24 protein-coding genes, 1 tRNA gene and 1 pseudogene are annotated in these 26,066 nt (G+C 67.8%); 14 read left to right on the forward strand and 12 right to left on the reverse strand.

All coding sequences use genetic code 11. The features are described 5' to 3' along the window. Positions 1 to 157 precede the first annotated feature (157 nt). Entirely contained in the window at positions 158 to 451 is a 294-nt protein-coding gene (gene groES, locus ACUVYZ_RS07300; RefSeq protein WP_439933792.1) for a co-chaperone GroES, read from the reverse strand. A 1,315-nt stretch (positions 452 to 1,766) separates the two neighbouring features. Between groES and ACUVYZ_RS07305 the strand changes: the two genes are divergently transcribed. The 4 genes from ACUVYZ_RS07305 to ACUVYZ_RS07320 all read left to right on the forward strand — a co-directional run bounded on the left by ACUVYZ_RS07305 (position 1,767) and on the right by ACUVYZ_RS07320 (position 4,762). After that, the gene (locus ACUVYZ_RS07305; protein ID WP_439933956.1) at positions 1,767 to 1,913 is read left to right on the forward strand and encodes an addiction module protein; all 147 of its coding nucleotides are present in this window, start codon (positions 1,767 to 1,769) and stop codon (positions 1,911 to 1,913) included. A 146-nt stretch (positions 1,914 to 2,059) separates the two neighbouring features. Continuing rightward, a complete protein-coding gene (locus ACUVYZ_RS07310) occupies positions 2,060 to 2,665 on the forward strand; it encodes a plasmid pRiA4b ORF-3 family protein (protein WP_439933793.1) in 606 nt (201 codons plus the stop codon). A 283-nt stretch (positions 2,666 to 2,948) separates the two neighbouring features. Continuing rightward, on the forward strand, positions 2,949 to 3,959 hold the full coding sequence (locus ACUVYZ_RS07315; protein WP_439933794.1) for a radical SAM protein: 1,011 nt from the start codon (positions 2,949 to 2,951) through the stop codon (positions 3,957 to 3,959). A gap of 269 nt (positions 3,960 to 4,228) precedes the next feature. Beyond that, on the forward strand, positions 4,229 to 4,762 hold the full coding sequence (locus ACUVYZ_RS07320; protein WP_439933957.1) for an ester cyclase: 534 nt from the start codon (positions 4,229 to 4,231) through the stop codon (positions 4,760 to 4,762). On the opposite strand, the gene ACUVYZ_RS07325 is transcribed toward ACUVYZ_RS07320, so the two are convergent. Next, positions 4,725 to 6,428, reverse strand: a complete 1,704-nt coding sequence (locus ACUVYZ_RS07325; protein WP_439933795.1) for a glutamine--tRNA ligase/YqeY domain fusion protein — start codon at positions 6,426 to 6,428, stop codon at positions 4,725 to 4,727. The two genes, ACUVYZ_RS07320 and ACUVYZ_RS07325, sit on opposite strands and share 38 nt — an antisense overlap. Positions 6,429 to 6,890: 462 nt before the next feature. On the opposite strand from ACUVYZ_RS07325, the gene ACUVYZ_RS07330 reads away from it, so the two are divergent. The 6 genes and pseudogenes from ACUVYZ_RS07330 to ACUVYZ_RS07355 form a co-directional block, all read left to right on the forward strand. Beyond that, positions 6,891 to 7,310 carry an SWIB/MDM2 domain-containing protein gene (locus ACUVYZ_RS07330; protein ID WP_439933796.1) on the forward strand — a complete coding sequence of 140 codons (420 nt, stop codon included), beginning with the start codon at positions 6,891 to 6,893 and terminating at the stop codon, positions 7,308 to 7,310. A gap of 82 nt (positions 7,311 to 7,392) precedes the next feature. Further along, a complete protein-coding gene (locus tag ACUVYZ_RS07335; protein WP_439933797.1) occupies positions 7,393 to 8,289 on the forward strand; it encodes a 2-keto-4-pentenoate hydratase in 897 nt (298 codons plus the stop codon). A gap of 152 nt (positions 8,290 to 8,441) precedes the next feature. Next, on the forward strand, positions 8,442 to 9,377 hold the full coding sequence (locus ACUVYZ_RS07340; RefSeq protein WP_439933798.1) for a carbohydrate kinase family protein: 936 nt from the start codon (positions 8,442 to 8,444) through the stop codon (positions 9,375 to 9,377). A 19-nt stretch (positions 9,378 to 9,396) separates the two neighbouring features. After that, positions 9,397 to 9,855 (forward strand): glycine zipper 2TM domain-containing protein, encoded by a 459-nt coding sequence (locus ACUVYZ_RS07345; RefSeq protein ID WP_439933799.1) that lies wholly within the window; start codon positions 9,397 to 9,399, stop codon positions 9,853 to 9,855. A gap of 121 nt (positions 9,856 to 9,976) precedes the next feature. Continuing rightward, complete coding sequence (locus tag ACUVYZ_RS07350) at positions 9,977 to 10,738, forward strand: GNAT family N-acetyltransferase (RefSeq protein WP_439933800.1); 762 nt, start codon at positions 9,977 to 9,979, stop codon at positions 10,736 to 10,738. A 121-nt stretch (positions 10,739 to 10,859) separates the two neighbouring features. After that, positions 10,860 to 11,264 (forward strand): annotated as a pseudogene (locus ACUVYZ_RS07355) (lysophospholipid acyltransferase family protein); the annotation flags it as partial. Between the two features lie 157 nt (positions 11,265 to 11,421). On the opposite strand, the gene ACUVYZ_RS07360 reads toward ACUVYZ_RS07355, so the two are convergent. Together ACUVYZ_RS07360 and ACUVYZ_RS07365 are read right to left on the reverse strand one after the other, a co-directional pair. Then, positions 11,422 to 12,282, reverse strand: coding sequence for a symmetrical bis(5'-nucleosyl)-tetraphosphatase (locus tag ACUVYZ_RS07360; RefSeq protein ID WP_439933801.1), 861 nt, complete (start codon positions 12,280 to 12,282; stop codon positions 11,422 to 11,424). A 58-nt stretch (positions 12,283 to 12,340) separates the two neighbouring features. After that, positions 12,341 to 12,895, reverse strand: a complete 555-nt coding sequence (locus tag ACUVYZ_RS07365) for a c-type cytochrome (RefSeq protein ID WP_439933802.1) — start codon at positions 12,893 to 12,895, stop codon at positions 12,341 to 12,343. Positions 12,896 to 13,004: 109 nt separating this feature from the next. On the opposite strand from ACUVYZ_RS07365, the gene ACUVYZ_RS07370 reads away from it, so the two are divergent. From ACUVYZ_RS07370 to yqeC, 3 genes are all read left to right on the forward strand, one after another. Next, a tRNA-Arg gene (locus tag ACUVYZ_RS07370) sits at positions 13,005 to 13,081 on the forward strand. A gap of 153 nt (positions 13,082 to 13,234) precedes the next feature. Next, positions 13,235 to 14,356, forward strand: coding sequence for a WD40/YVTN/BNR-like repeat-containing protein (locus ACUVYZ_RS07375; protein ID WP_439933803.1), 1,122 nt, complete (start codon positions 13,235 to 13,237; stop codon positions 14,354 to 14,356). Then, positions 14,353 to 15,114: a selenium cofactor biosynthesis protein YqeC gene (gene yqeC, locus ACUVYZ_RS07380; RefSeq protein ID WP_439933804.1), complete on the forward strand. Its 762-nt coding sequence runs from the start codon at positions 14,353 to 14,355 to the stop codon at positions 15,112 to 15,114. The genes ACUVYZ_RS07375 and yqeC overlap by 4 nt, the downstream gene beginning before the upstream one ends. A 302-nt stretch (positions 15,115 to 15,416) precedes the next feature. On the opposite strand, the gene ald is transcribed toward yqeC, so the two are convergent. The 8 genes from ald to ACUVYZ_RS07420 form a co-directional block, all read right to left on the reverse strand. After that, a complete protein-coding gene (gene ald, locus ACUVYZ_RS07385) occupies positions 15,417 to 16,535 on the reverse strand; it encodes an alanine dehydrogenase (RefSeq protein WP_439933805.1) in 1,119 nt (372 codons plus the stop codon). Positions 16,536 to 16,593: 58 nt separating this feature from the next. Next, a complete protein-coding gene (locus tag ACUVYZ_RS07390) occupies positions 16,594 to 17,466 on the reverse strand; it encodes an NUDIX hydrolase (protein WP_439933806.1) in 873 nt (290 codons plus the stop codon). 32 nt (positions 17,467 to 17,498) lie between these two features. Then, positions 17,499 to 17,807, reverse strand: a complete 309-nt coding sequence (locus ACUVYZ_RS07395) for a hypothetical protein (protein ID WP_439933807.1) — start codon at positions 17,805 to 17,807, stop codon at positions 17,499 to 17,501. Then, positions 17,808 to 18,062: a MoaD/ThiS family protein gene (locus tag ACUVYZ_RS07400; RefSeq protein WP_439933808.1), complete on the reverse strand. Its 255-nt coding sequence runs from the start codon at positions 18,060 to 18,062 to the stop codon at positions 17,808 to 17,810. Beyond that, the gene (locus tag ACUVYZ_RS07405; protein WP_439933809.1) at positions 18,059 to 19,312 is read right to left on the reverse strand and encodes an NAD(P)/FAD-dependent oxidoreductase; all 1,254 of its coding nucleotides are present in this window, start codon (positions 19,310 to 19,312) and stop codon (positions 18,059 to 18,061) included. Before ACUVYZ_RS07405 ends, ACUVYZ_RS07400 begins: the two co-directional genes overlap by 4 nt. Before the next feature lie 29 nt (positions 19,313 to 19,341). Then, complete coding sequence (locus ACUVYZ_RS07410; RefSeq protein WP_439933810.1) at positions 19,342 to 21,189, reverse strand: aldehyde ferredoxin oxidoreductase family protein; 1,848 nt, start codon at positions 21,187 to 21,189, stop codon at positions 19,342 to 19,344. Positions 21,190 to 21,202: 13 nt separating this feature from the next. Further along, a complete protein-coding gene (locus ACUVYZ_RS07415; protein WP_439933811.1) occupies positions 21,203 to 21,682 on the reverse strand; it encodes a 4Fe-4S dicluster domain-containing protein in 480 nt (159 codons plus the stop codon). Positions 21,683 to 21,926: 244 nt separating this feature from the next. Next, complete coding sequence (locus ACUVYZ_RS07420) at positions 21,927 to 24,131, reverse strand: TonB-dependent receptor family protein (RefSeq protein WP_439933812.1); 2,205 nt, start codon at positions 24,129 to 24,131, stop codon at positions 21,927 to 21,929. 179 nt (positions 24,132 to 24,310) lie between these two features. Here ACUVYZ_RS07420 and ACUVYZ_RS07425 point away from each other — a divergent pair, with 179 nt between their 5' ends. Continuing rightward, positions 24,311 to 26,047: a hypothetical protein gene (locus ACUVYZ_RS07425; RefSeq protein WP_439933813.1), complete on the forward strand. Its 1,737-nt coding sequence runs from the start codon at positions 24,311 to 24,313 to the stop codon at positions 26,045 to 26,047. Positions 26,048 to 26,066 lie beyond the last annotated feature (19 nt).

A 26,066-nucleotide genomic window follows, 5' to 3' on the forward strand; every position in this document is an offset into this window, starting at 1 on the left:
GCGCTCGATCACCACGTTGCGGCCCTTGGGCCCCAGCGTGACCTTGACGGCATCGGCGAGAATGTTCACGCCAGCGACGATGCGATGGCGAGCGGCTTCATGGAACTTGACTTCTTTGGCTGCCATGTTGTGCGGACTCCTCTGATGATTAGGACGATTAACCGTTCTCTATGACGCCCATGATGTCCTCCTCGCGCATCACGAGGAGCTCTTCCCCTTCCACCTTCACGGTCTGGCCCGAATACTTGCCGAAGAGCACCCGATCGCCCACCTTGACCTCCAGGGGGCGCAGGGTCCCGTTTTCCAGCAGCCGGCCATTGCCGATGGCGACCACTTCCCCCTGATCGGGCTTCTCCGCGGCGGTGTCGGGAATCACGATGCCGGACGCGGTCTTGCGCTCCTCTTCCAGGCGCTTGACGATGACCCGGTCGTGCAGCGGACGGATTTTCATAAAGTTTTTCTCCTTCAATAGGTTGTGGTCGATGACGGGGATTTGTTAGCACTCGATGCGAGAGAGTGCTAATGGTAGCTCCGGGACAGGAGCGAAGGCAAGTGACGGTGACTGACGGGCGGCACTTGGTTTGAAAAACTAGGAAGCCCGCGACAGGGGTATCATGGAAACGGCGGGTGACGACCCCGGAAATTTTCGGCGTCCGGTTACTCGGCCCAGTCAGGGGTCTTGGATGGAGGGACGGCCGGCCTCCCATCCGCCTTCCCTGACATCATTTTCACTTGGGCGGGCGACGCGGTGAATCTCCGGCCGTAGCACGGCGGCGACGCCGGAGTGCCATGTGGGGGAGACGGGAGTCCTCACCCCGCCCAGCTCGACAAGTCTTTATCGCCTAAAAAGCTCCGCCGAAGCCCTGCTCCCCATGGCGGAGCGTCCCTATATTGAGCGGAAACATCTGGTCTTGACATTCTCGTTGCCGCCCAATCCCGCTGGCATGAAAAGACAAAGCATCATAAGATCGTTGTGGTTTGAAGCGCGCGGAACAGCGGCGGTAAGTAGTCGGTCTGCGTCGGCGCGGCTAGGCATATGAAGCTATCGCCGAGGAGAGTGCCTGTCGCGCATCGGGGTGTTCAACCTCTGCCAATGTCATGTACAGGAAGGCGTGCGCATTGAGAGACAAGCGCGGCGGCGCAAGCTTGGCGAGCGCAGCTCGCCAAGCCCAGCCAGGAGGCCGAGACTCGCCGACTGATCTGCGACAAGGCACCGGACCCGTTGAAGATGGCCTTCGCCCGGTGAAACCGGCTGGCGGTGTGACAGCCGATCGTTGAGCGCTGTGGGATAGCGCTTGCGCCGCAAGAAGTGGGCAAGCACCTGGCGCGTCGGCACCGGCTTGCGCCTGCTCGACCTTCGGCAAGGGTCTCTTCGGGAAAATGCTCCCGAATTCGCTCCCACTGTTCGTCGCTCAGACGCAGCATGCATCCGATTCTACGAACTCATCCTCACGCCAACAACAATTTTGAGGTAGGCTCTGAACCTACAAATCCATCGTTTCTAAGTGAAGGAAAGCCGCTAGCAATCTTATGCACGTGGGCAACAAAAAGCGCTGCTCATTCTCGCTCTGCCTCTTGCTGCTGGTGACGCGAAGCGTTGCCACCTTTTCTGAGGCTGTCGCGACGTTTGCCTATATGCACGGCACTATGGCAATCTAACCTTTGCTTTAGCTCTCGTGGAGTGAGCCATGGTTTCGACTGTCGAATTGCTGGAAGCTGAAGCGTTGCAACCGCCGACCACAGGGTGGACGTGATTGGTCGAGCGATTGATTCCAAGTCTTGACATGGATCCTGGTGTCGAGGAGGCATGGGCCGCAGAGGTGGAGCGCCGGAGTGCTGAGATGGAAAGCGGCGCCGTCTTGTTGATCCCTGGTTCCGGGGCGTTGGCTGAGCTGAAGGCCCGGTTCCAGTGAACTACTGGCTGCACCCCGAGGGACACCGTAGTTGGTCACCAACTGCGTATTCTTTCGCTCGCTCCCATAGCCGACGTCCCGGCTACTGGCGCGGGCGGAGGTAGCGGCTCAAACCGTTACACCTTGACTTTCTGAGATGCCGACAAATGGCAACCGACGCGATGATGTATCAGATCAAGGTGACGCTGAACGGCGTCAGGCCGCCGATTTGGCGCCGGCTGCTTGTGCCGAGTTCCCTTTCGCTGGCCGACCTGCACGAAGTCCTCCAAGTCGCCATGGGCTGGACAGACTCGCACTTGCATCAGTTCGTTGCAAGGGGCGTGCTTTACGGGGAGCCCGATCCTGAATTCGCGATGGAACGGATCAACGAAAAGCGCGTGCGCCTGGACGAGGTCTTAAGGACCGTCAAAGACGCGATGATCTATGAGTACGATTTCGGTGACGGTTGGGAACACAAGATCGTACTGGAAAAAGTGCTCGGGGGCGCCAAGGAAGACGCCCGACTCTCTTGCATTGCCGGCGCCAGGGCGTGCCCGCCGGAGGACTGCGGCGGCGTCTGGGGCTATGCGGACTTATTGAAGATCATTGCAGATCCCTCGAATCCCGAGCATGAGGAAACGCTCGACTGGCTCGGTGCCGGATTCGACCCGGAGCGGTTCGACATCGCTGCCGTAAACAACGTGCTGGCGAAAATACGACGGGGTCTACAAATACGTTCAAGAGCGACGGGCCGCAAGCGTCGCGTACCTTAACGCGGACCCGCGAAGAAATCGGTCCGCGAATGCTCGCGAGACATCGCCAAGCTCACTGGCCTTTGGCCCGAGAATCTGTAGGGCACGGTCATCGGCGGCGCCCAAAAGGGTTTGGGTACAGTCCCCGGGGTGCGGGGGCACCCCCAATGCTCGAAGCGCCAGGCCGGGCACGCGGCGCAAGGGCGCAGCTTACCGGCACCTGCCCTCCCGCTGGACCAAGGACGCCGGGAGTTGTCTAATAGAGTGGTCGATCGAGAGCAATTCCCTGCCGTCTCGGGTCCGTATGTTGACGCCTTGGACCTCCTGGGAGCCCGACCCCCGCTTCCAGGTAAGGGACTTCGAGCCCGCCTACCTGGCGACCTACCGCAAGGGCGGCCTGGAAGCGCGGGTGAGGGCGGCCCTGGCGGAGCTCGCCGACTGCTGCGCTTGTCCCCGCAACTGCCACGTCAACCGCCTGGAAAACCAGATGCGGGTGTGCAACACGGGGCGGTACGCCGTCGTCTCCAGCGCCTTCGCCCATTTCGGCGAGGAAGACTGCCTGCGCGGCTGGAACGGCTCGGGCACCATCTTCTTCGGGCTGTGCAACCTGCGCTGCGTGTTCTGCCAGAACTGGGACATCTCCCAGAAGCGCGCCGGCCGGGAGTGCACGGCGGAGGAGATCGCCGACCTCGCCCTGGCGCTGCAGGCCCAAGGCTGCCACAACATCAACTTCGTCACCCCCGAGCACGTGGTTCCCCAGATGATCGAGGCGATCGCCGCGGCGGTGCCCCAGGGTCTCAAGCTCCCCATCGTCTACAACACCAGCGCCTACGACTCGGTCGAGTCGCTTAAGCTGCTAGACGGGCTGGTGGACATCTACATGCCCGATTTCAAGTTCTGGACGCGGGAGAGCGCTCGCCGCTTCGCCAAGGCCAAGGACTATCCGGAGCGGGCACGGGAGGCGATCCTGGAGATGCACCGGCAGGTGGGACCCCTCAAGTTCGGCCCTGACGGCCTCGCCAAGCGGGGTGTGCTGGTACGCCACCTGGTGATGCCTGGCCTGGCGGAGGAGGCCGCGGCCATCTTCGAGTGGCTGGCCAACGAGGTGTCCCCCGACACCTACGTGAACATCATGGGCCAGTACCGTCCCGAGTACCAGGTGGGCTCCATCGCCGACGACGGGCGCCGGCTGTACGTGGAGATCGACCGGCGGCCGCTTCCCACCGAATTGGAAGCCGCCTACGCGGCGGCGCGGCGGGCCGGCCTGTGGCGCTTCGACGAGCGCCGTCTGTCGCTTCGCCGCTTCCTAACCTGAACGTGGCGCCTGCGCCGCACGTGTCGCGGCAGGCGGGCGAAGCGTACCGGCATCCCCCGAGCGGTGCGCCAAGGCGCACCCTACGCGCCCTATCTGTTCCTAGGTGTCCAGCCCGGACCTGTGCCTGGCCCGCACCCCAGACGCTCTGCTAGGTTTCTGCTTCAGCGGGCGCGGGGAACGGCGTTGCCGCGCTTCCCTGCCTTGGTCTCAGCGCTTCGAGGCTCAGCGCCAGCCTTATGTGACAGAAAAATGAGGACGCACAAACCGGCATTGATCAAGCCGAGCTTTTGGGTTATCCGCCCACTCAAAAGCGCGTAAGCTGGGCGGGGTGCGCATTGTTCACATTCCGTGGGGAGAAGATTGCGGACGTGTGGGTGCTCGGCGATTTGAAGGGCTTGGAAAAGCAACTGAAGCGAGCGGAACTGGCGGCCCACCGGCCATCCCGGTATCGAGCGCAGTCTTTACCGCAACAACGAATCCGGAGGGCGTTCCTCGGTGGTGCGTCTGGCGGCTGGATCGCGCTTTACCCCGCCATACCCATCACGGCACGGAAGAGGTGGTGGTCCTCGCGGGAAAGGTATCGATCGGGGGGCGCCGAGTTGTCGGAAGGCGATTATCTGTTCACCGAACCCGGCGAGGAGCACGATGTCGTCGCTTTGTCCGACGCCGTGATCTTCGTCTCCTCCCAAAAGGCGACGCCGCTGGTGGATCCGTCGGTCGATTCCGGTGCGTTTCGCTTGCGCTCCACGCACCCTACGACCACGGCTATTGTCGCGAATTGCCCCAGGAATCTCTCAGGGTGACGCTTCGATTGAACACCGGACGCCCGGGCGCGTGGTCGCGCAGGTCGGCGACGAAATAGCCGTGTCGCTCGAACTGGAACCGCTCCTCGGGCTGGGCGGCGGCGGCGAGCGGCTCCACCCAAGCGCGGATCACCCGCTTAGAATGGGGGTTCAGGTCTTCCCGATAATCCCGGCCCCCCGCGCCGGGATGGGGCACCGAGAACAGCCGGTCGTACAGGCGCACCTCCGCCGCCGCCGCGTGCCGGGCCGAGAGCCAGTGGATGTTGCCCTTGACCTTGCGGCTCTCCGCCCCCGGGGTGCCGCTCCGGGTCTGGGGGTCGTAGGTGCAATGCACTTCCACCACGCGCCCCTCGGCGTCCTTCTTCACGTCTACGCATTTCACGAGGTAGGCGTAGCGTAGCCGCGCCTCCGCGCCGGGCGACAGGCGGAAGAAGCCCTTGGGAGGATGCTCCATGAAGTCGTCCCGCTCGATCCATAGCTCCCGGCAGAAGGGCAATTCCCGCGTGCCCAGCTCCGGCTTCTGGGGATGGTTGGGCGCGCGGCAGGTCTCTTCCCGCTCCTCCGGGTAGTTCACGATCACCAGCTTCAGGGGATCGAGCACCGCGATGCGCCGCGGCGCCCGCTCGTTCAGGTCCTCCCGGATGCAGTCCTCCAGCACGGTCATGTCGATCCACGATTCCTGCTTGGATACGCCGATGCGCTCCACGAACAGGCGAATCCCTTCGGGGGTATAGCCCCGGCGCCGGCAGCCCACCAGGGTGGGCATACGCGGGTCGTCCCAGCCGTCCACGTGCCCGCCTTCCACCAGCTCGATCAGCTTGCGCTTGGAAAGCACCGTGTAGAGGAGATTCAGACGCGAGAACTCGTACTGCCGCGAATGCCAGGGCAGCACCTCGGCCAGCTCGTCCAGGATCCAGTCGTAAAGCGCCCGATGATCCTCGAACTCCATGGTGCAGATGGAGTGGGTGATCCGCTCCAAGGCGTCCGAGATGCAATGGGCATAGTCGTACAGGGGATAGATGCACCACCGATTTCCTGTGCGGTGGTGGGGCGCGTGGCGGATGCGGTAGATGACCGGATCGCGCAGGTTGATGTTGGGCGACGTCATGTCGATCTTGAGCCGCAGCACGTGGGCGCCGTCGGGGAACTCGCCGGCCCGCATGCGCCGGAAGAGGTCCAAGTTCTCTTCCACCGGGCGGTCCCGGTAGGGGCTGTTCCTGCCCGGCTCGGTCAGGGTGCCCCGGTAGTCGCGGATCTCCTCGGCCGAGAGGCTGTCCACGTAGGCCTTGCCCTGGCGGATCAGATATTCCGCGAACTCGTAGAGCTTGTCGAAGTAATCCGAAGCGTAGTACAGGTGCTCGCCCCAATCGAAGCCCAGCCAGCGCACCGACTCCAGGATGGAGTCCACGTACTCCTGCTCCTCCTTCTCCGGGTTGGTGTCGTCGAAGCGCATGTGGCACTCGCCGCCGTAGTCCCGGGCCAGGCCGAAATTGATGCAGATGGACTTGGCGTGGCCGATGTGGAGATAGCCGTTGGGCTCCGGGGGAAAGCGGGTGGCGACCCGCCCCCCCCATTTGTTGGTGCGCAGGTCCTCCTCGATGATCTGGCGCAGGAAGTTGGTGACGTGGGCCGCGGGGGCCTTGGGGGCGGGCTTGGGGGCTGACATGGACGGGGGCAGGAACCGGTTTATTTGGAAAACTCAAAGTTTACCCGAGGCGTTCCGGGAGGCGGAGCCCGGCGGACGGATGGGCCTAGAGGAACCCTCGGCGTACCGCTTCGGCGTACCGGGGCGCTGGGGGATCAGGACGGTGCCGCAGCTCCCCTCCACCGGGCGGCCGAGCCACCGGGGCACCTCCCAAGCCGCCCCCCGGCGGCTGGCGGCGCTTCTTCCGGCGAACGGGCCTCTGGAGGCCGGCGCCGCTGGGTTTAGTCCCCCAACGGAGCCCTGCGGACGCCCGCAAAACGGCCTCGATCGGCGCGGAGCCCGGAAAAACGGGCGCCTACGGGCAAAAACCCCTTGCGCAGAGCCAAAAGCTTAGGCATTCTCTCGTCGCCTAGCTATCGCCTTGAGCCAGGCACCGGCATAGAGGGGAAAAGGCGACCGCACGCATCGATTGGAGGGAAGATTATGGCGACCAAGAAAACCGCGAAGAAGCCGGCGGCGAAGAAGCCGGCGACCAAGAAACCGGCCGCGAAGAAACCCGCGGCCAAGAAGCCGGCGGCCAAGAAGCCGGCGGCCAAGAAGCAGCCCGCGGCGAAAAAGCCGGTCAAGAAGGCGGCCAAGCCGGCAGCCAAGCGCAAGCCGAACCCCGCCTTCATGAAGCCGATGACCCCCGACGCCACCCTGGCGGCCGTGGTGGGCTCGAGCCCTATGCCCCGCACCGAGGTCACCAAGAAGGTCTGGGACTACATCAGGAAAAACAAGCTCCAGGACACCGTGAACAAGCGCATGATCAACGCCGACGACAAGCTCAGGGCTGTCTTCGGCGGCAAGAGCCAGGTGTCCATGTTTGAGATGACCAAGCTGGTCAACAAGCACCTGAGCTGACCCCATCCCGCCCCGCCCGCGCCGTGGCAGGCCTCCAGCGGGCGGGGCTCGTTTCCTTTGTTTCCTTTCCTGCGCTGGCTCCATGTCCCCTGCGCCGGCTCCGCTTCATCGACCCTTCCCTCGAAACCGGCCCCGGTGGCTGGCGGGGCTCGCCTGGGCCTTGGCCTGGGCCGCCGGCGGCGCCTGGGGCGCCTGCGCCACCGAGGCCGAAGCCGACGTTCTGGCGGCGGCCTGGCACGCTCGGATCCCCTTGGGAGGCCTGGATCCCGCCATGACCCTGGAGGAGGCACTCTGCACCCAGGCCAAGCTGGTGGCGCGGCTCGAGCCCAGGCTTGGACCCCGAGTGGGCTACAAGGTGGGGCTCACCCATCCCGCTCTGCAGCGTCGCTTCGGCGCCGCCGCGCCGGTACGGGGGGTGCTCCTGGAAAAGATGCTGCTTTCCGGCGGGGCCGCGGTGCCGGCCGCCTACGGGGCCCGGCCGGTGGTGGAGGCGGACCTGCTGGTGCGGATAGGAAGCGCTGCGGTCAACGAGGCGGCCACGCCGGGGGAAGCCCTGGCCGCCCTGGGGGAGGTGATCCCCTTCATCGAGCTGGCGGACCTGGCCCTGGCGGAAGGGGCGCCGGTCAACGCAGCCCTCATTACCGCGGTCAACGTGGGTGCCCGCCTCGGCGTCCTGGGCACGCCGCTTCCGGCGGCGCGGCTCGATCCGGTGGCCCTCGGGACCATGGAAGTGGTGGTGGAGGACGGGGCGGGGCGCGTCCTCGCCCGCGCCCCAGGGTCGGCGGTGCTGAGCCACCCCCTGAACGCGCTGCTCTGGCTCGCCCGGGACCTCCAGCGCCGGGGCGAGCGGCTCGAGCCCGGGGACCTGGTGAGCCTGGGCGCCTTCAGCGCGCCCCTGACACCCGAGCCAGGCGCCTCGATCCGAGTTCGGTACCGGGGGCTGTCAGGAGAACCCGAGGTGGTGGTGACATTTCGCTAGGAGATCCGTCTCGCGACGACGGGGGCATGCATGAAGCATAATGGTCGCGCTCGCCGGTGCACCGCTTGCCGACATCCGAACCTTGCCGACGCCACGGAGGTCGGACAACCGGACCCGCGGCGCTGTTCTTGCTCTTGTATAATCGACCAGCTATGCGCACGCTGATCTGCGGCTCCATCGCCTACGACACGATCATGGTGTTTCGCGATCGGTTCAGGAACCACATCCTTCCCGATCAGATTCACATCCTGAACGTGTCCTTCCTGGTGCCGGACCTGCGGCGGGAATACGGCGGCTGCGCCGGCAACATCGCCTATAGCCTCAGGCTGCTGGGCGGTGAGCCGGTGGTGATGGCCACCGTGGGGGAGGACTCCCACCCGTACGAAAGCCGCCTGGAGCGGCTCGGGCTGGAGCGCACCCACGTGCTGCGGGTCGAGGGGACCTACACGGCCCAGGCCTTCATCACCACCGACCTGGACGACAACCAGATCACCGCGTTTCACCCGGGGGCCATGAACCATTCCCACCTGAACAGTGTCCATGAAGCCGAGGGCATCGGGCTCGGGATCGTGGCGCCGGACGGCCGCGAAGGCATGCTCAAGCACGCCCGGGAATTCCGCGAGGCGGGCATCCCGTTCCTCTTCGATCCGGGCCAGGGACTGCCGATGTACAATGGCCGGGAGCTGCTCGACTTCATCGACGCGGCCGACTACGTGGCGGCGAACGACTACGAAGCCAAGCTCCTGGAAGAGCGCACTGGGCTGCCGGTCGCAGCCTTGGCGCGGCGGGTGAGGGCCTTCGTGGTTACCCGGGGGGCCCAGGGGTCGGTGATTCATGCCGAGGGCCGGGAGATCCACATCCCCTGCGTGCGGGCCGATGCGGTGGTGGATCCCACCGGCTGCGGGGACGCCTACCGGGCGGGATTGCTGTACGCCATCGCCAACGGGCTCACCCTGGAAGACGCCGGTCGGCTCGCTTCGGCGATGGGCGCCATCAAGATCGCCCATCGGGGTGCCCAGAACCACCAACCGAGCCGCGAGGAAATCGACGAGCGTTTCTACGAGGCGTTCGGCTATCGTTTGTGGTGAACCAGAGCTGGAGAAGGTCATGAGCAAGCGGATATTGGCTTGGGTGCTGGCGACTATCGCGGTGGCGGTGGCGGGGTGCGCCGGGAGCCTGTCGGGCGGTGCCTACAGCCGGGACCAGGCGCGCAAGGAGCAGACCGTGCGCCTGGGGGTGGTGGAGAGCGTGCGGCCGGTGACCATCGAGGGCACCAAGACCCCCATCGGCGCGGCGGCCGGCGCCGCCGCGGGGGGCATTGCGGGCAGCGAGATCGGCCACGGCAAGGGCGCGGCCATCGGGGCCATCGGCGGCGCCGTGCTGGGAGGGCTCGCCGGCGCGGCGGCCGAGGAGGCCCTCACCCGCAGGCCCGGCCTGGAGATCACGGTGAAACTGGACAGCGGCAGCCTGATCGCGGTGACCCAGGAGGCCGACGAGAGCTTCAAGCCCGGCGACCGGGTGAGGGTGGTGTCCGGCGGGGGCGTGACTCGCGTCACTCATTACTGAACCGAGGGGCTGCCCGGTGCACCCGGGACGGGCGGGGATTTCATCCAGGGTTAGCAGGTCTTTCACGCAAGCGTCACGGTTCCGGCCTACAGTGGCGCCGACCGTGGTGAAGGGATCGACCATGCTGACCCAACAATCGCGCATACGACCGGCCCAGCGCCGGCGGCTCCTGGTGCAGCTCGCCCAATCTCCCGGGGAGGTGCTGGAGGCCCAGCGGCTGCGCTACCGGGTCTTCGGGGAGGAGATGGGCGCGCGCCTGAAAAGCGCCCATCTCGGCATCGATCGCGATCTGTACGACCCGTACTGTGAGCATCTGCTGGTGCGCGACCGCGAGACCCACGAAGTGGTCGGCACCTACCGCATCCTGAGCCCCGAGAACGCCGAGCGCATCGGCGGCTACTATTCCGAGGACGAGTTCGACCTAGTGCGGCTGGCCCACCTGGGCGGCCGCCTCGTGGAGGTGGGGCGCGCCTGCGTGCATCCCGGTTACCGCAACGGCGCCATCATCGCCCTGCTTTGGTCGGGCATCGCCGCTTACATGCGCCGCCACGGGTACGATTACCTGATCGGCTGCGCCAGCATCGCCATGGGCGACGGCGGGCGGGTGGCGGCCAGCATCTACAACCAGGTGTGCCAGCGCTTCATGAGTCCGGTGGAATACCGGGTGTTTCCGCGCTGCCCGCTTCCCCTCGCCGCGCTGAAAGGGGACCTGGACGCCGCCATCCCGCCCCTGATCAAGGGTTACCTGCGCCTCGGCGCCTGGGTGTGCGGCGATCCGGCCTGGGATCCCGACTTCAATACCGCGGATCTCCTCCTCCTGTTGCCCATGCAACGCCTGAACGGGCGCTACGCGCGCCATTTCCTGAAAGATCATCACGCCTAGCCTCCATCCCTTCGTCCGTTCCGCGTGGCGGATCGCGCGCCTGGCGTATCACCTGGCGGCGGGGCTCGCTCGCGTGACTTTCCAGTATCCGCGGCTCGATCGGTCCGCCCGGGCCCGGGTCATGCGCCGCTGGTCCCTCCAGCTCCTGGGCATTCTGGGCGTCGAGCTTTCGGTGGGGGGCGATCCTCCTGGCGTGGAGCCGCGCACGGGGGTGGTGGTGGCGAATCACGTCTCCTGGCTCGACATCTTCGTCATCTCCGCGGTGAGCCCGTGCCGTTTCGTGGCCAAGGCGGAGATCCGGCGCTGGCCGTTGATCGGCTACTTGAGCGAGCGGGCGGGGACGATCTTCGTCGAGCGCAGCCGGCGCCACGACGCGGCGCGGGTGAACGGGGAGATCCGGCGGCTGCTGGCCGCCGGGGAGCGCCTGGCGGTCTTCCCCGAAGGCACCACCACCGACGGCACCGAGCTGAAAATCTTTCACCCCTCCCTGCTGCAGCCCGCCGTGGAGGTCGTGGCGCCGGTCCACCCGGCCGCCCTGCGCTACCGGGATGCCTCAGGGGCCCTTTCCCGGGCCGTCCCCTACTACGGAGACATGAGCTTCGCCGGGTCCCTCAAACGCATCCTGGGGGAGCCTTACACCCGGGCCGAAATCGTCTTCTGCGAGCCTATCGACCCCCGCAGCCTCACCCGCCACGAGCTGGCCCGGGCGTCGGAACAGGCCATCGCCGCCGCTCTCGGTCTGCCTCTTCCCCGCAGGCGACCTGGAACACCTGCCGGTCCTGCAGGCGCAGCGCCGTCAGCTTCCCGCCCCATACGCAGCCCGTATCCAGCGTCGCCAGAGCCTCGGTGATGGCGAGCCCGTGGGCGGCCCAATGGCCGCAGACGATGAAATAGTCCCGGCTGCGGCGCTCGGGCACGGCGTACCAGGGCACGCAGCCGGCGGGCGCGTGCTCGGGCGGGCCGGTGTAGGTGAGCTCCATGCGCCCGTCCGGGGTGAGGATCCGCAGCCGCGTCATGGCGTTGACGATCACCCGAAGGCGCTCGTAGCCGGTCAAGGCCTCGTCCCACCGGTCCGGGTGATTGCCGTACATGTGGCGGCAGAAGCCGTCCAGGTCTTCCACCAGGGCTCGCTCCACTTCCCGCCCCAATTCCAGCGCCCGGGGCACGCTCCACTCGGGCAGCAGCCCCGCGTGCACCAGGACGGTGGCGCCTTCGGCATGGATCAGGGGGCGGCGGCGCAGCCAGTCGAGCAGCTCGTCCCGGTCGGTCGCCCCCAGCACGTCCCTCAAGGTGTCCTGGCGGTGGAGGCGGCGAACCCCGCGCGCCGCCGCCAGCAGATGGAGGTCGTGGTTACCCAGCACCGCCACCGCCGCCGCGCCCAGGCTTTTCACGAAGCGCAGGGTCTCGAGGGAGGCGGGGCCGCGATTGACCAGGTCGCCGGTAAACCATAGCCGGTCCCGGGCCGGATCGAAGCGCATTCTCTCCAGCAGGCGTTGCAGCGGGGCGTAGCACCCCTGCACGTCGCCGATCGCGTAGGTCGCCATGGCATCAGAAACAAAAAAGGCGCAGACTCGGATCTACGCCTCTGGTGACCGTCTGCCCTTACTTGGCGTGCTCCACCATGTAGTCTACCGCGGCCTTAACCTCCGCGTCGGACAGGACAGGATTTCCTCCTTTGGGCGGCATGGCGCCCTTGCCCTTGAGCGCGGCTGCGTATAGAGCATCCTTGCCCTGGGCGATGCGGGTGCTCCAGGCCGCCTTGTCGCCATGCTTCGGCGCGCCTGCCACGCCTGCGGCATGACAGGCGGCGCAGGTTTTTTGATAGACCGCCTGGCCGTCCAGGGCGGCGGTCTGAGTTCCGGCCGCGGGCGCCGGGGCTTGGGCGGGCGCCGGGGCGGGGGCGGCCGCGGCGAGGCGCTGGGCCTCGGCTTCGGCGGCGGGCGTTCCCGCCACCACCAGGGTTCCCACGGGCTTCAACCGCTGGGCCACGGCTTCCGGCGCCATCGCCTCTTTCGGCGTCTTGATGCCGCCCGTCATGAAGTGGGCGATCATCACGATGACGACCACCGGCACGAGGAAGGCCAGCACCACCGTGATGATGAGTTGCTTCGGGGTCTTGATGAGGGAAGAGTGCTCTTCGATGTGGATGTCTGCCATGCCGGGTCCCGCACGCAAAAAAGTCGTGAAATTATAGCGGCTTTGCCAAAAGCCCTCAAAGCACGGGCGTGGACGCCCTAGCGGGAAAGCGGCATAATACAGGCCCCGCGCGCCCGTAGCTCAGCTGGATAGAGTGTCGGCCTCCGGAGCCGAAGGTCGTGAGTTCGAATCTCGCCGGGCGCGCCACCCTCCTTGCCTTGCGGTTATCGAGCGTCGCAGAAAAACTTGGGGCGCTCGCCCGCTTTGCGAACCTTTCCCGATCCCTCGGCCTGCCACCGCCGAACGCGGAGGCCGTGCGGATGCCCAACCAGGGGGACCGTTTCGACCCATCGAGCGAAGATGCCTAGCGAGCGCGGAGCGTCCCATGTGGCGCTGGTGATCGGGACGCAAAAAGGATTGTTCGTCGCCCGCTCGAGCCTCGCGCGGGCGCGCTGGCGCCTGGAGGAGCCGCATCTCGCGGGGTACGAAATCCTCCACGCATGGCTCGATCCGCGCAACTCGCAGACCGGATACGCTGCGGCGGCTCATCCGGTGTGGGGCGCCCATCTTTATCGCACCGGGGACGCGGGCCGGCGCTGGACGCCGCTGCCCGCCGTGCCCCATCACGCTCTCGGCGAGATGGATCCGCCCCTCAAGGCGGTGTGGTACCTGGCGCCGGGCGGTCCGGGAAGCCCGCGCACCCTCTACGCGGGGATCGATCCGCCCGGCCTGTTCGTGAGCCGCGACGGGGGCGCGACCTGGTCGCCCGTCGCCGGTCTTAACCATCACCCGACCCGGGCTTACTGGGAGCCGGCCCATGGAATGTTCGCCGTGCATTCGATCCACGTGGATCCCCGAAACGAGCGCCGGATGTACGCCGCGGTCTCCGCGGGCGGCGTCTACGGGAGCGAAGACGGCGGCGAGACTTGGCGTGCCGCGAACCAGGGGGTGCCGGTGGCCCACGTCCCCGATCCTTCGAGGCAGTGCGGTCACAACGTGCATCGCCTGGTCCTGCACCCGGCCCAGCCGGAGCGGCTGTACCGCCAGTGCTACGCCGGCACCTTCCGCAGCGACGACGGCGCCGGACATTGGATCGACGTCACGGCGGGCCTGCCCAGCGATTTCGGCTACGCCCTGGCGGTGGATCCCCGGGACCCGGACACGGTGTTCCAAATCCCGGAGGAAAGCAGCCACATGCGCACCGTGGTGGGCGGCCGGCTGCGGGTGTACCGGAGCCGGGACGCGGGCCGCACCTGGACGCCCCTTACCCGGGGGTTGCCGCAACGTAGGGCGTACGTAAGCGTGCTACGGGAGGCGATGGACGCCGACGGGATCGAGCCCTGCGGCCTGTATTTCGGCACCACCAACGGGCAGCTCTTCGCCAGCCGGGATGGGGGCGAGCATTGGCGAGTCCTCGCCCGGTTCCTCCCGCGCATCCTGTCGGTGCGGGCGGCGGTCGTGGCCCGGGACCCGGACCGATGAGGGGCGAAGACCTGCTCGATCTGTTCGGCGCCCGCTCCGGCATCGTGTGCGCCGTGGGCGCGGGGGGCAAGAAGAGCGTGCTGCAGCGCCTGGCCGCCCTTCACCCGGGGCCGGTCGCCCTCACCGCCACGGTCCTGACGCCTCGGCTGCCTACGAGCCTTCCCGTGGCCCAGGTGGTGGCCGAGGAGCCACTGCTGTCGGAGCGGGTGAGGGCCGCGGCTGCCCGTCACCCCAAGGTGGCTTATTTCGCGCCGAGCGCGAAGGAAGGGAGGCTCGGCGGCGTGTCGCCGGCCCTGGTGGCGCAGATCCACCGGACGGCCGGCTTCGCCGTCACCCTGGTCAAGGCCGACGGGGCCCGCATGCGCTGGATCAAGTGCCCGGAGGAGGACGAGCCGCGGATTCCTGCGGGTGCCGCCACCGTCATCGCGCTTCTTTCCGCCAGGGCCATCGGTGAGCCCCTGTCCGAGCGCGTCGCCCACCGCATCGACCGGATCGAGGCGGTGAGCGGGGGGAAGCGGGGCGAGCCGCTCACGCCGGGGCAGGTGGCGCGGCTCATGGCCTCCGAGGAGGGCCTCATGAAGGGCACGGGCTCGGCGCGGGTGGTGCCGGTGATCAACATGGTGGACGACGCCGAGCGGGAGGCCCTGGCCCGGCAGGCGGCCGAGGCCGCCCTCGCCCTCACCCGGCGCTTCGACCGGGTGCTCCTGTGCCGCCTGCGGGCGGAAAACCCCCTGGTGGGCGTGGTGGCGAGGAGCTGAACTGGCGAAGAGACCCCGCCATGACCGATGAGGGCTTTTGACAGGGCGCTCGAAGAAGATCTGGAAGGCCATGGGTTGCCCTTTGAGCAGGCGGCTGCGGCCGAAGCCGCCAGGATCGCCGCGCGCCGCCGCCGTGCGGGTCGTCGGGTCGGGTTCCACGACGTGCAGATTGCTGGCATCGCCGCAGCGCGCGCGTAGGGCTGTGATCGCCACCCGTAACACGCGCCACTTCGAAGGCGTCGGAGCGAAGGTCGTCAATCCGTGGCTCCGCGGGTGACGCGATCCCGGGCGGACGGCGCGCCTTACCCGGCGAGCGCTCGCGCCGGGTCCGTGTAGGGCAGTCCCAGGGCCTGCGCCACACCCCGGTGGGTGATGCGCTCGCGGCACACATTGAGCCCCTCCCGTAGGTGGGGGTCCTCCTCCATCGCCCGCCGCCAGCCCTTGTCGGCCAGGGCCAGCACGAAGGGCAGCGTGGCGTGGTTGAGGGCGTAGGTAGAAGTGTGGGGGACTGCCCCCGGCATGTTGGCCACGCAGTAGTGCACCACGCCTTCCTCTACGTAGGTGGGCTCGGCGTGGGTGGTGGGGCGGGAGGTCTCGGCGCAACCGCCCTGATCGATGGAGACGTCCACGATGGCCGAGCCCGGCTTCATGGCCCGCACCAGCGTCCGGGGCAGCAGCTTGGGCGCGGCGGCGCCGGGGATCAGCACCGCCCCGATCACCAGCTCCGCCGCCAGCACGTGCTCTTCGATGTTGTGGCGGTTGGAAAAGCAGGTGACGACCCGCGCGCCCAACACGTGGTCGATGCGGCGCAGCCGCTCCACCGAGAGGTCCAGGACCGTCACTTGGGCGCCGGTGCCCACCGCCATCTGGGCCGCGTTCGTTCCCACCACGCCCGCGCCGAGGATCGTGATGCGGGCCGCCGGCACGCCGGGCACGCCGCCCAGCAGCACCCCCATGCCGCCGTTTTCCCGTTCTAGGCAGCGAGCGCCCGCCTGGATCGCCATGCGGCCGGCCACCTCCGACATGGGAGCGAGGAGGGGCAGCCCGCCGCCAGAGGAGGTGACGGTCTCGTAGGCGATCGCCACCACGCCTCGGGCCATGAGGTCCCGGGCCTGCTCGGGGTCGGGGGCGAGATGCAGATAGGCGAAGAGGATCTGGTTTTCCCGAAGGCGGGCCCGCTCGACCGGCTGGGGCTCTTTGACCTTCACGATCATCTCGGCCCGGGCGTAGACCTCTTCGGCGGAAGCCGCCACCTCGGCCCCAGCGCCCAGATACTCGGCGTCTGAGGCGCCGATGCCGGCCCCGGCGCCCCGTTCCACCAGGACCCGGTGGCCATGGGCCACCACCTCCTTCACGCTGGCGGGGGTGAGGCCCACCCGGTACTCGTGGGTCTTGATCTCCTTGGGTACGCCGATGAGCATGGCAGCGCTCCTCTTTGCCGGAGGACAATTTTTGGACGCGGGGGCACCGCCGCCGGTTTCAGCCGAGAGGCTTCGGCCCCAGACCCGTCACCAGGCTCTGGTAGCCCCTGTCGTCGGGGCCGATCACCCCGTGGCGGACCAGGCAGTCCAGGATCACCAGGGCGGCGTCCAGGGTAAAGGAAGGCGCGTCTTGCGCCAGCATCTCCGGCAAGGCCTGAAGGGGAACCCGACGGAATTCGGCCACTTCCCCGTCCGTGTTCCACGGGGCGAATTCGGGCGGCAGCGCCAGGTCGTGGACGAAGATCACCTCCGACTGGACCCCTTCGGGCACTTCCCGCAGAAGCCCCACCAGGCCGGCCGGCCGGGCCTTGCGGGCCAGAGGCTCCAGGATGCCCGCCTCCTCGAAGCATTCCTTGACCAGGGTCTGGGCAGCGGTGTGCCCCGCGGCGACGCCCCCGCCCACCAGGTTGTCCAGCAGGCCCGGATCGATGGGCTTGGTGGGGCTGCGGCGGGCGATCCACATGTCCGTCCCCCCGTCCGAGCGATGGGCAAGGCCGTTCACGTGGACGGCGAAGGTGGTGAGGCCGAAGGGGCGGGCCGCCGCCCGCTCGATGGCGAAGAGGGGCGGCTCGTCGAAGCGGCCGCGAATGGCGTAGGGCTCGTGGCGCACGCCGGAGATCCAGCCTTCGGCGGCAAGCCTGTCTACCGCCCGGGCGAGGGCCCGGGTCCGGTCCTCGGGCGCTGTCAGGTCGGGATGGAGGGCAACGCCGAAGTCCCCCACCAGGAATACCTCCGTCATGGCTTCCAGCCGCCCGGCGAGCTGGGGGGTGACCCATCCCACCTGCTGGCCCGCGGCATGGAAAGGAAGGTGGCCGCCGGGATCGAACCGGGCCGCGGCGCGGACGATTTCCACCAGGGGCGTCAGGTCCAAGGGCGGAAATCCGCGGCTAGAAAAGCGGTCCGTCAGCCGCCGCCGCGCCGGTAATAGGCGTCGAAGCGCTGCATGAACTGCTCGACTTCCTGGGGGGTGTAGCCCACGAACTCCAGCGCGACGCCGGTCTGGGGCAGGGTGAGGGAGCCGATCTGGCGGCTGCCCTCGGGGGAGAGCCGGATTTCCAGGCGCTTGTCGGGGCCGCTCTTCACCAGGATGTTGGCCGGATCCTCCGTGTCCGGGCGCCGTCCCAGGGCTGCGGGCAGCGTGCGCATGAAGTCCTTGTGGCTGATCGCCAGATGGCGCTCGATGCGCACCGGTTCCGTCGTTCGTTCCGCCATTCAACCTCCCGCCACCGGCGGCCAGATGGCCAGCACATCGCCGTCTTGGAGCGGGCGGCTCGCCCGGGCCTCCCGCTCCACGTACTCCCCGTTCACCAGGGTGAGATGCACCAGTTTCTCGGGCAGACGGAATCGTTCCACCACCGCGGCCACCGTGGTGCCCTCGGGCAGGGTCAGCTCCAGCGCCCGCTGGCCGCGGGCCTCCTGCGGCAGGTAGTCCTGGAGCATGGCGAAGAGCTTGAGGGTGACTTTCATGCGACCGCGCCCTGGGCGCGGGCGAGGTAGGCTTCCATGAGCCGGGTCGGGTCCTTCAGCAGGCGGTCTTTCCAAGGCCCCAGGGGGGCGCGGGTCTGGATCAGGCCCCGGATCACCCCCACGTGCTCGGTCAGCCCCAGGCAGTGGGCTCCCACCAGCACGTCGTCCTGGAATTCCAGGCGCAGGTAGCGGAAGCGCTCCGGGTCGGCGCGCTCCGCGCCCTCGCCCCCGGGCACTCCCATCCACTGGCCGAAGGAGGTGGCGATGAGGCCCATGGTATCCAGCACGTTCATCACCAGGGTGCCCGACAGGCTCGCCGCTTTCCCCGCCATGTTGAGGGCGGCGACCCGCGCCTGGTCGGCGGCGTTGGGCTGAATGGCGTTGACGATCATCTTTCCCGTGCTCAGCTCGGCCGCCTGGGCCACATCCCCCGCGGCGTAAACGCCGGGAACGCTGGTCTGCATGGCGGCGTCCACCTTCACGCCCGCGTCGGTGGCGATTCGGCTCCCCGCCAGGAACTCCACGTTGGGTCGCACGCCGGTGGCGTTGATGACCAGATCCGCCGGGAGCCGGGTGCCGTCGCTCAGGCTCACCTCCAGGGTCTCCGCGCCCGTTTTCGTCTCGATGCGCTCCAACCGGGTGGAAGTGTAAACCTTCACGCCCTGGCGTTCCACCCAGCGGCGGATCAGGTTCCCCGCGGTCTCCCCCATCATGCGGGGCACCAGGCGGTTGCCCATCTCCACCAGGGTAAGCTGGACCCCCCGGGCGATGAGGGGATCCAGGATGATGCAGCCGATGAAGCCCGCCCCCATCTGCACTACCCGCGCGCCGGGTTTGGCCCGCGCCATGATGCGGCGGGCGTCCGCCAGGGTCCAGCAGGGCAGCACCCCGGGGGAATCGCCTCCGGGCACGGGCGGCGGGTTGGGGCGCGAGCCGGTGGCGACGAGCAGCCGGTCGTAGGGGAGGCGGCTTCCGTCCGCGAGCTCCACCTGCCGGTCCGCTGTGTCCACGCGGACCGCGCGGGCGGTCTTGAGTTGGACGCCTAACCGCTGGAAATGGTCCGGATCCTTGCGCAGCCAGGTGCCGCGTTCGTCGATCTGGTTTTCCAGCAGGTAAGGAATGGCCATGCGGGAATAGGGCGGCTCCGGCTCGTCCCCCAGCAGCACGATGTCGCCCCGGGGATCGGCCCGGCGCAGGGTCTCGGCGGCGATCACCCCGGCGGGGCCGTTGCCGATGATCACGTGCTTCATCGCAACCTCGGAACAAGATTGGTTGCTTCTTACAATCCCAACCGCCTGCGGGTCTCGGGCGTGGGCACCCCGTCCGGGGTCCAGCCGCGCACCTGGTAATACTTGGGCAGCATCACGTCCAGGTGGCACACTTCCCCTTTCTGCGGGCCTGTCTTGCAAGGCTCCTTGAGCAGGCGCGGCGGCAGGGTGTCGTCCTTGGCGGTGAAGCCCGCCTTCAGGTTGAACTCCCGCTCCAGGTTCCAGATGCGCTCGCCCAGCAGGTTCAGGGACTCCATGGACCAGTCGCCTTCGCAGGCCGCCTGGAGCTGGGGCTGGATGTCCGCCAGGGTCCAGGCGAAGGTGGTGAACACGCACAGGCCCGTGGAATCCACCACCGCGGTGGCATCCTGGAACGCCTTCAGCATCTCGGGCTTTCCTTCCGTCGCCTTGGGATCGGTCTTGACCGGGTTGCCCAGAACTTCGGTCGCCACCATGTAGCCGCGCAGATGGCACGCGCCCCGGTTGGCGGTGGCGTAGCCGAGCCCCATGCCCTGCAGCGCCCGCCCGTCGTAGGCCGGGAATTCCTGCCCCTTCACGCTCATGGAGAGCTCGGGATGGCCGTATTTCTCGCACAGCCGCTTCGAGCCCAGCCCCAGCACCTTGCCGAAGCCTTCGCCCCGGGCGGTCCACTCGGCGAAGCGGCACAGGGCTTCCGCCGAGCCGAAGGGGGCGGGCATGCCGATCTCCGCTTCGGTGAGCACCCCCATTTCGTAGAGCTCCATCGCCGCGCCCACCGTGGCGCCGAAAGAGATGGGGTCCATGCCGTCTTCATTGCAGACGAAGTTGGCATAGGTGAGGGCTTCCAGGTCGTCCACGCCGTTCGCCGCCCCCAGGGCCCAGGCGGCCTCGTACTCCAGGCCCCCGGAGGCACCCCAGTACTCGGGCTTGTTCTTCACCGTCCAGTGGGTCTCGTCGATCTTGGAGATGCGCCCGCAGGCGATGGTGCAGCCGAAGCAAGCCTGGTTGGTCACCAGGTTGGGCTTGCCGTCGGTGGGCCGGGGTTGGTGCATGGCCTCGCCCGAGATCTTGGGGGCGCCTTCGAACTGCACGTCCCGGTGGTTGCGGGTGGGCAGAGCCCCCACCTCGTTGATCACGTTCATGAGCACCTGGGTCCCGAACTTGGGTAGGCCCTGGCCGGTCACGGGATGGTTCCTGAGCACTTCTTTGGCGGCGCGCACCGCCTCCATGAAGGCCTTGGGATCGCGGATCTTGCCCACGCCCTTGGTGCCGCGCACCGCTACCGCCTTCAGGTTCTTCGAGCCCATCACCGCCCCCACCCCCGAACGGCCCGCCGCCCGGTGTAGGTCGTTGACGATGGCGGCGTAGAGCACCCGGTTCTCCCCCGCGCGCCCGATACAGGCGACCCGGATCAAGGGGTCCTGGTGCCGGGATTGGATGGCCGGCTCGGTTTCCCACACTGATTTGCCCCACAGGAAGTCGGCGGGGAGGAGCTGCGCCTCCTCGTTCTCGATGTAGAGGTAGACGGGGGTCGGGCTGCGGCCCTCGAAAATGACCATGTCCCAGCCGGCCATCTTGAGCTCCGCGCCGAAGAAGCCGCCCGAGTTGGAACAGGCGATGGCCCCGGTGAGCGCCCCTTTGGTGATGACCGAATAGCGCCCGCCGGTGGAGGCCATGGTGCCGGTCAAGGGGCCGGTGGCGAAGATGAGCTTGTTGTCCGGGGACAGGGGATCGACCTTGGGATCGATCTCGGACACCAGGTACTTGGTGGCGAGGCCCCGCTGGCCCAGGTACTGGCGCGCCCAGTCCATGTTGAGGGGCTCGGGGGTGCAGGTGCCCTTGGTAAGATTCACGCGCAGGATCTTGCCTTGCCATGCCATGGTCGATTCCTCCTCAGTGAGAGGCGCGAGCCTGGGTGTCGGTGCGGGCAGCCCAGGCGCGCATGCGCTCCAGCCCGGTCCAGGCCGCGTCGATGTAGGTGATGGCCCCCGTGGGACAGGCCTCGGCGCAGGCGGGCTTGCCCCCGCACAGGTCGCACTTGATAACCTTGCCCGTGTCCACGTTGTAGTTGATGGTGCCGAAGGGGCAGGCGATGGTGCACACCTTGCAGCCGACGCAGATGGAGTCCACCACCACTTTGGCGCCGGTGGTGGCGTCGATCTTGATCGCCTCCACCGGACAGGCGTGCAGGCACCAGGCCTCGGCGCACTGGGTACAGGTGTAGGGCACCTTGCGCCCCGCGTGGTGGAAGTCGAACACCTTGATGCGGGACTTGGCGATGTTGAACACGCCTTCGTTTTCGAAGCTGCAGGCCATTTCGCACTGGAGGCAGCCGGTGCATTTGTCCGGGTTGATATGTAGGGATTTCAGCATGGGATGAAACTCCTCCTCTTCCTGAGCCTGACGAACCTTCTAACCTCTGGATCCAAAACGCCATGATACCGCTGCGGCGTAAAGGGGGGCAGCAGGCAGGCGGCATTCGGCGCCTGTGAGCAAGGATCGTGCCCCGGCCCCCGGGTCTCAAGCCCCGGGGGAGAATGCCTCTCCAGTGCTACCCGGTGCCCCAGAATGGCGCGCCTGTCCCAGGATTGACACACTGGGGCAAGCCGGCGGCGGGTCAAAAAAGGTGGCGCACCGAGACGCCCACGAGGAGGGTGCGCCCCGGCGCGGGGGCGAAGAAACGGCCGTTGGCATCCCCCACGATTACCGCGCCGATGTATTCCTCGTCTAGGAGGTTGTCCACCCGTAGGAATTCCTGGAAGAGCCAGTCGCCGAAACGCTGCTTGAAGACGGCCCGGGCGCTGGCGACGAAGTAGCTAGGGGCGAAGTCCGTGTTCAAGTCGTTCACGTACACCTTGGCGTTCCAGCGAGCTTCCAGCGCGGCGGAGAATCCGAGGGGCCGGTGCTCCCACAGGAACTCCCCGTACACCGTGTACTCGGGCACGGCGGGGATGCGGTTGCCGGCGGCCACGGTGGCGTTGGGGGCGGTGCAAAATCCGGCGCAGGTGGGGAAGCTCTCCTGGAACCGGGCCTCCAGGTAGGTGAGGGCCAGGTAGGCGGACAGCCCGCGGGTCAGGCGGCTGTCCAGGGACAGCTCCGCGCCCCGGCGGCGGGTGTCCCCCGCGTTCTGGAAGGTGGCCCGGCCGCCTGAATTGGAGAACACCACGATCTCGTCCCGGGTGTCGATCTGGAACAGAGCAGCGTTCACCAGGGTGTCGGCCCCGAGGAAAGCCTTGACCCCCACTTCGTAATGGTTGCTCTTGGATGGCTCCAGCGCCAGATTGGGCCCGGAGCTGCCGTCAGGTCGGTAGGCAATCTCGATGAAGGTGGGGGTCTCGAAGCTGCGGCCGGCGTTGGCGTAGAGGTTCACCGCTGGGCTGAGTCGGTAGAGCAGCCCCGCCACCGGCGTCCAGGCGGAGAAGCGCCGGCTGCCGCTATCGTCCGGGTTGAAGTTGGTGGCGGTCACGGGGAGCGTGCTGCCGCTGCAGGTACCGAGGGGCGTGCCGGTGGTGTTCACCGTGGTGGTGCAGATGAACTTGTCCTTGGACTCGAAATCCACCCGGGTATAGCGCAGCCCCCCGTGCAGGCTCAAGGCTTCGGTCGCACGCCACTCTCCTTGGAGGTAACCGCCCCAGCTCTCGCTCAGGTTATCCTCGTCCCGCTTGAGGGCCCCTAGAGTCCCGAGTTCGTTGCGGAAGCCCTTGCGGTCGTCCTGGGCCCGATCGTAGTCGAGCCCGGCGGTCAAGGTGAAGGGCGTGCCGAAGGCCTCGCTCCTGCGGGTCCAGCGCAGGCTCGCGCCGCCGAAGTCCCGGTCGAAGACGCTCACCCCGCCCGAGTGGCGCAGCCCATTCTGGGTCGCCAGGGGAATGGCGAGGAACTGCTCGTTGCTACGCTGGCCGAGGTAGGCGGCGAGGCGCAGGGTATCGGTGGCCGAGAAAGGCTGCTCCCACACTGCGCCCCCTTGCAGGTTGGAGAGGCTCCTGCGGGTTTTAAACTGCAGCGCCACGGGGCTCGCCTGTTCCCGGTTTTGCCGGACTTCATCCGCGGTGAGCCCCAGGGGGTCCAGGTTGTCCGGCTGGTCCAGGGCGTTGAGGCTGAGCTGCAGCCGCCCCCCGCCCGAGAGCGCTTGGGTCAGTTTGGCGTTGAACTGATCCTTCCGCGCGCCGCTCCAGTCCCGGAAGCCGTCGGTCTCGAACCGGGAACCGTTGGCGAGATAACCTCCGTCGCCCCAGGAGCCGCCGAGCTTGAGCCCGGCTTTCCAGGTGTCGAAGGAGCCGAAGCGGACATAGGGTTCGACAAACGCCCGCTCCGGCGGCTCCTCGGTGAAGACTTGCACTACGCCCCCTGAGTGGTTGCCGTAAAGGGCGGAGAAGGGGCCCCGCAGCACCTCGATGCGCGCCGCCGAGTCCAGGTCGAACAGCCCCGTGCCTCCCTGGCCGTCGGGGGTGCTGGCGGGAATCCCGTCGGCATAGAGCCGGATGCCCCGCACGCCGAACTGGGAGCGGGCGCCGAAGCCCCGTAGAACGATCTGCTGCTCCTGGGCGAAGGTCTCCCGGTTCTGCACCACCGTGCCCGGTACCCGGGTGAGGCCCTCGGAGACGTTGACCGCCGCCCGGCCCTCCTGGAGTACCTGGGCGCCGATGGCGTCGATGGCCAGGGGCAAGTCGAAGCTCTCCTGCTCGATGCGGGTGGCGGTGACCACCACCGGGGAGGCGCGCACCGGGGTTGCCTCTTCGGGCTCGGCGGCCGCCGCCCCAAAGGGGGCGGGGGCCCAGGAGGCGAGGGCGCTGGCGAGGAACGTGATGGCAACGGTCTGGCGCATGTTTTTTCTTCGCGTTGAAGTCGGTCCAGAAAAAGCATAGCGTCATCCCCCGTCATGATTTTCATGAAATTGCCAGCGGCGCTTGCAAGCCGCCACCTGGGCCGTTCAAAAAATCTTCCAACGGCGGGCGCCGGTGGGGGAAAATGCCCTTACTCTTCACCGCCTTCGTCGAGACCCCGATGAAAAACTTAGCCCTCAAGCCTTCGAGGCTCGCCCTGGCGAGCCTCATCATGGCAATCCTCTCCGGGTGCAGCGCGCCACGGCTCGGCGAATGGACCGGCCGGCTGGACCCCTTTTCCCCCGCGCCGGGGCGGGAGGCTTCGGCTACTGCGCCTGCGGCGGGAACCTCCATCCCCATCGCCGCTGCGCTGGGAATCTACATGGCCCCCAAGGAAGCCACCAAGCGCACCCACGTGCTAGGGGGCGGTTACGCGGGCGGCTACTGGTTCGAAGAAGGGCGCATGGTCCAAGCGACGGCCCTCAAGGCCTTCGGGCAGCTCTTCGAGGGGGCGGCACCGGTCAAGCAGCCCGCCGCGTCCCATCCGGTGGCCCATGTCCAGGGCTGGAGCACCTACAACCCCATCCTGAAGGCCTGCTACGCCACGGCGGTCACGACCTTCATCGCCCCCGGCGGCGAGACCCTGGGGAGGCTGGAGGCGGAAGCCTCGTCCCGGGGCGGCGGGGAGGGATGCTTCCAGCAGGCCTACGACGCGGCATTTCAGGAGATTGCCCGGCGGCTCCGGGCGGACGGGACCCTGGTGGCGGCGCTGCGAGGCGCTTCCCGTTCCAGTCCCGTCGCGGCGGCTCCGGCGCCCGCGGCATCCGCCCCGGCGCCGTCAGAGGCGGAAACGGCGACTTCCGCCCCGGCCCAGGCCGGCGGCCCGGCCCCGGGAGCGGAGGCGCCTCCGCAACCGGCCGCCGCTGCACCTCAAGGCGTCACTACCGCCATGGCCCGGCCATCCCCGGCCGCTGCTGCCCCGAGCGTCTCTCCACCGGCGCCCTCCGTCCCGCAACCGGTGACCTTGCCCCTGAAGGCGGAGCTCGCGCTTTACATGGAGCCGGAGGAGGCCACCCGCCGCACCCGCATCGCCACCAGCGGCTCCTACGGGGGGGAATGGGTAGAAGAGGGCCGGATCGTCCGGGAGACCGCCTCCCGGGCCCTCGCCCGGATCTTCGAGCGGGTAACGATGGTGGCGGAAAATCGCGGCTCCCGCCCCGTAGCCCAGGTGCGGGGCTGGAGCGCCTACAACCCCTTGCTGGGCACCTACTACGCCACCGCCGCCGTGACCCTCTCCTCCGCCGCCGGCGAGACGGTGGGGGAGTACACGGCGGAAGGGTCGTTCCGGGCGACCGGGGACGAAGGTGCCCGGGGGGCGTATGAGGCGGCGTTCCGGAGACTCGCCGAGGCGCTGGCCCAGGACGGGGCGGTCCTGGCGGCGCTCCAGGCGCCTCCGCCGGCCGAGAAGTTGCGGCTCGCGGGCGCATCCCCGGGGACGATTTCCCTCCCCAGCGCCGGCGCGGTGACCCTGTACATGGCACCCAAGGACATCGCCCGCAACACTTACGTCATGGGAGGTGCCGGCGGCTACGCCCACTACTGGTTCGAGGAGGGCCGGATCGTTCAAGAAGCCGCCCTCCAGGCCCTCAAGCAGCTCTTCGCCGAGGTGCGGACCGCGGATCGGCCGTCGGGCCAGGATCCGCTCGCCCGGGTGCAGGGCTCCAGCACGTTCAATCCCACCTTTGACACCTACTATGCCAGCGTCGTGGTGACCTTCTCCGCCCCGGACGGAACGGCCCTGGGACGCTTCCAAGGGGAAGGGACGGGCCGGGGCCGGCGGGAAGAGGGCTTCCGCCAGGCCTACGAAGCGGCGTTCCAGGACCTGGTGCGCCAAATGCTGCAGGCGGGGCGGTTGTAGGCCGTAGCACCACTCCAAC

Source organism: Pelomicrobium sp. P1, from assembly GCF_052805615.1.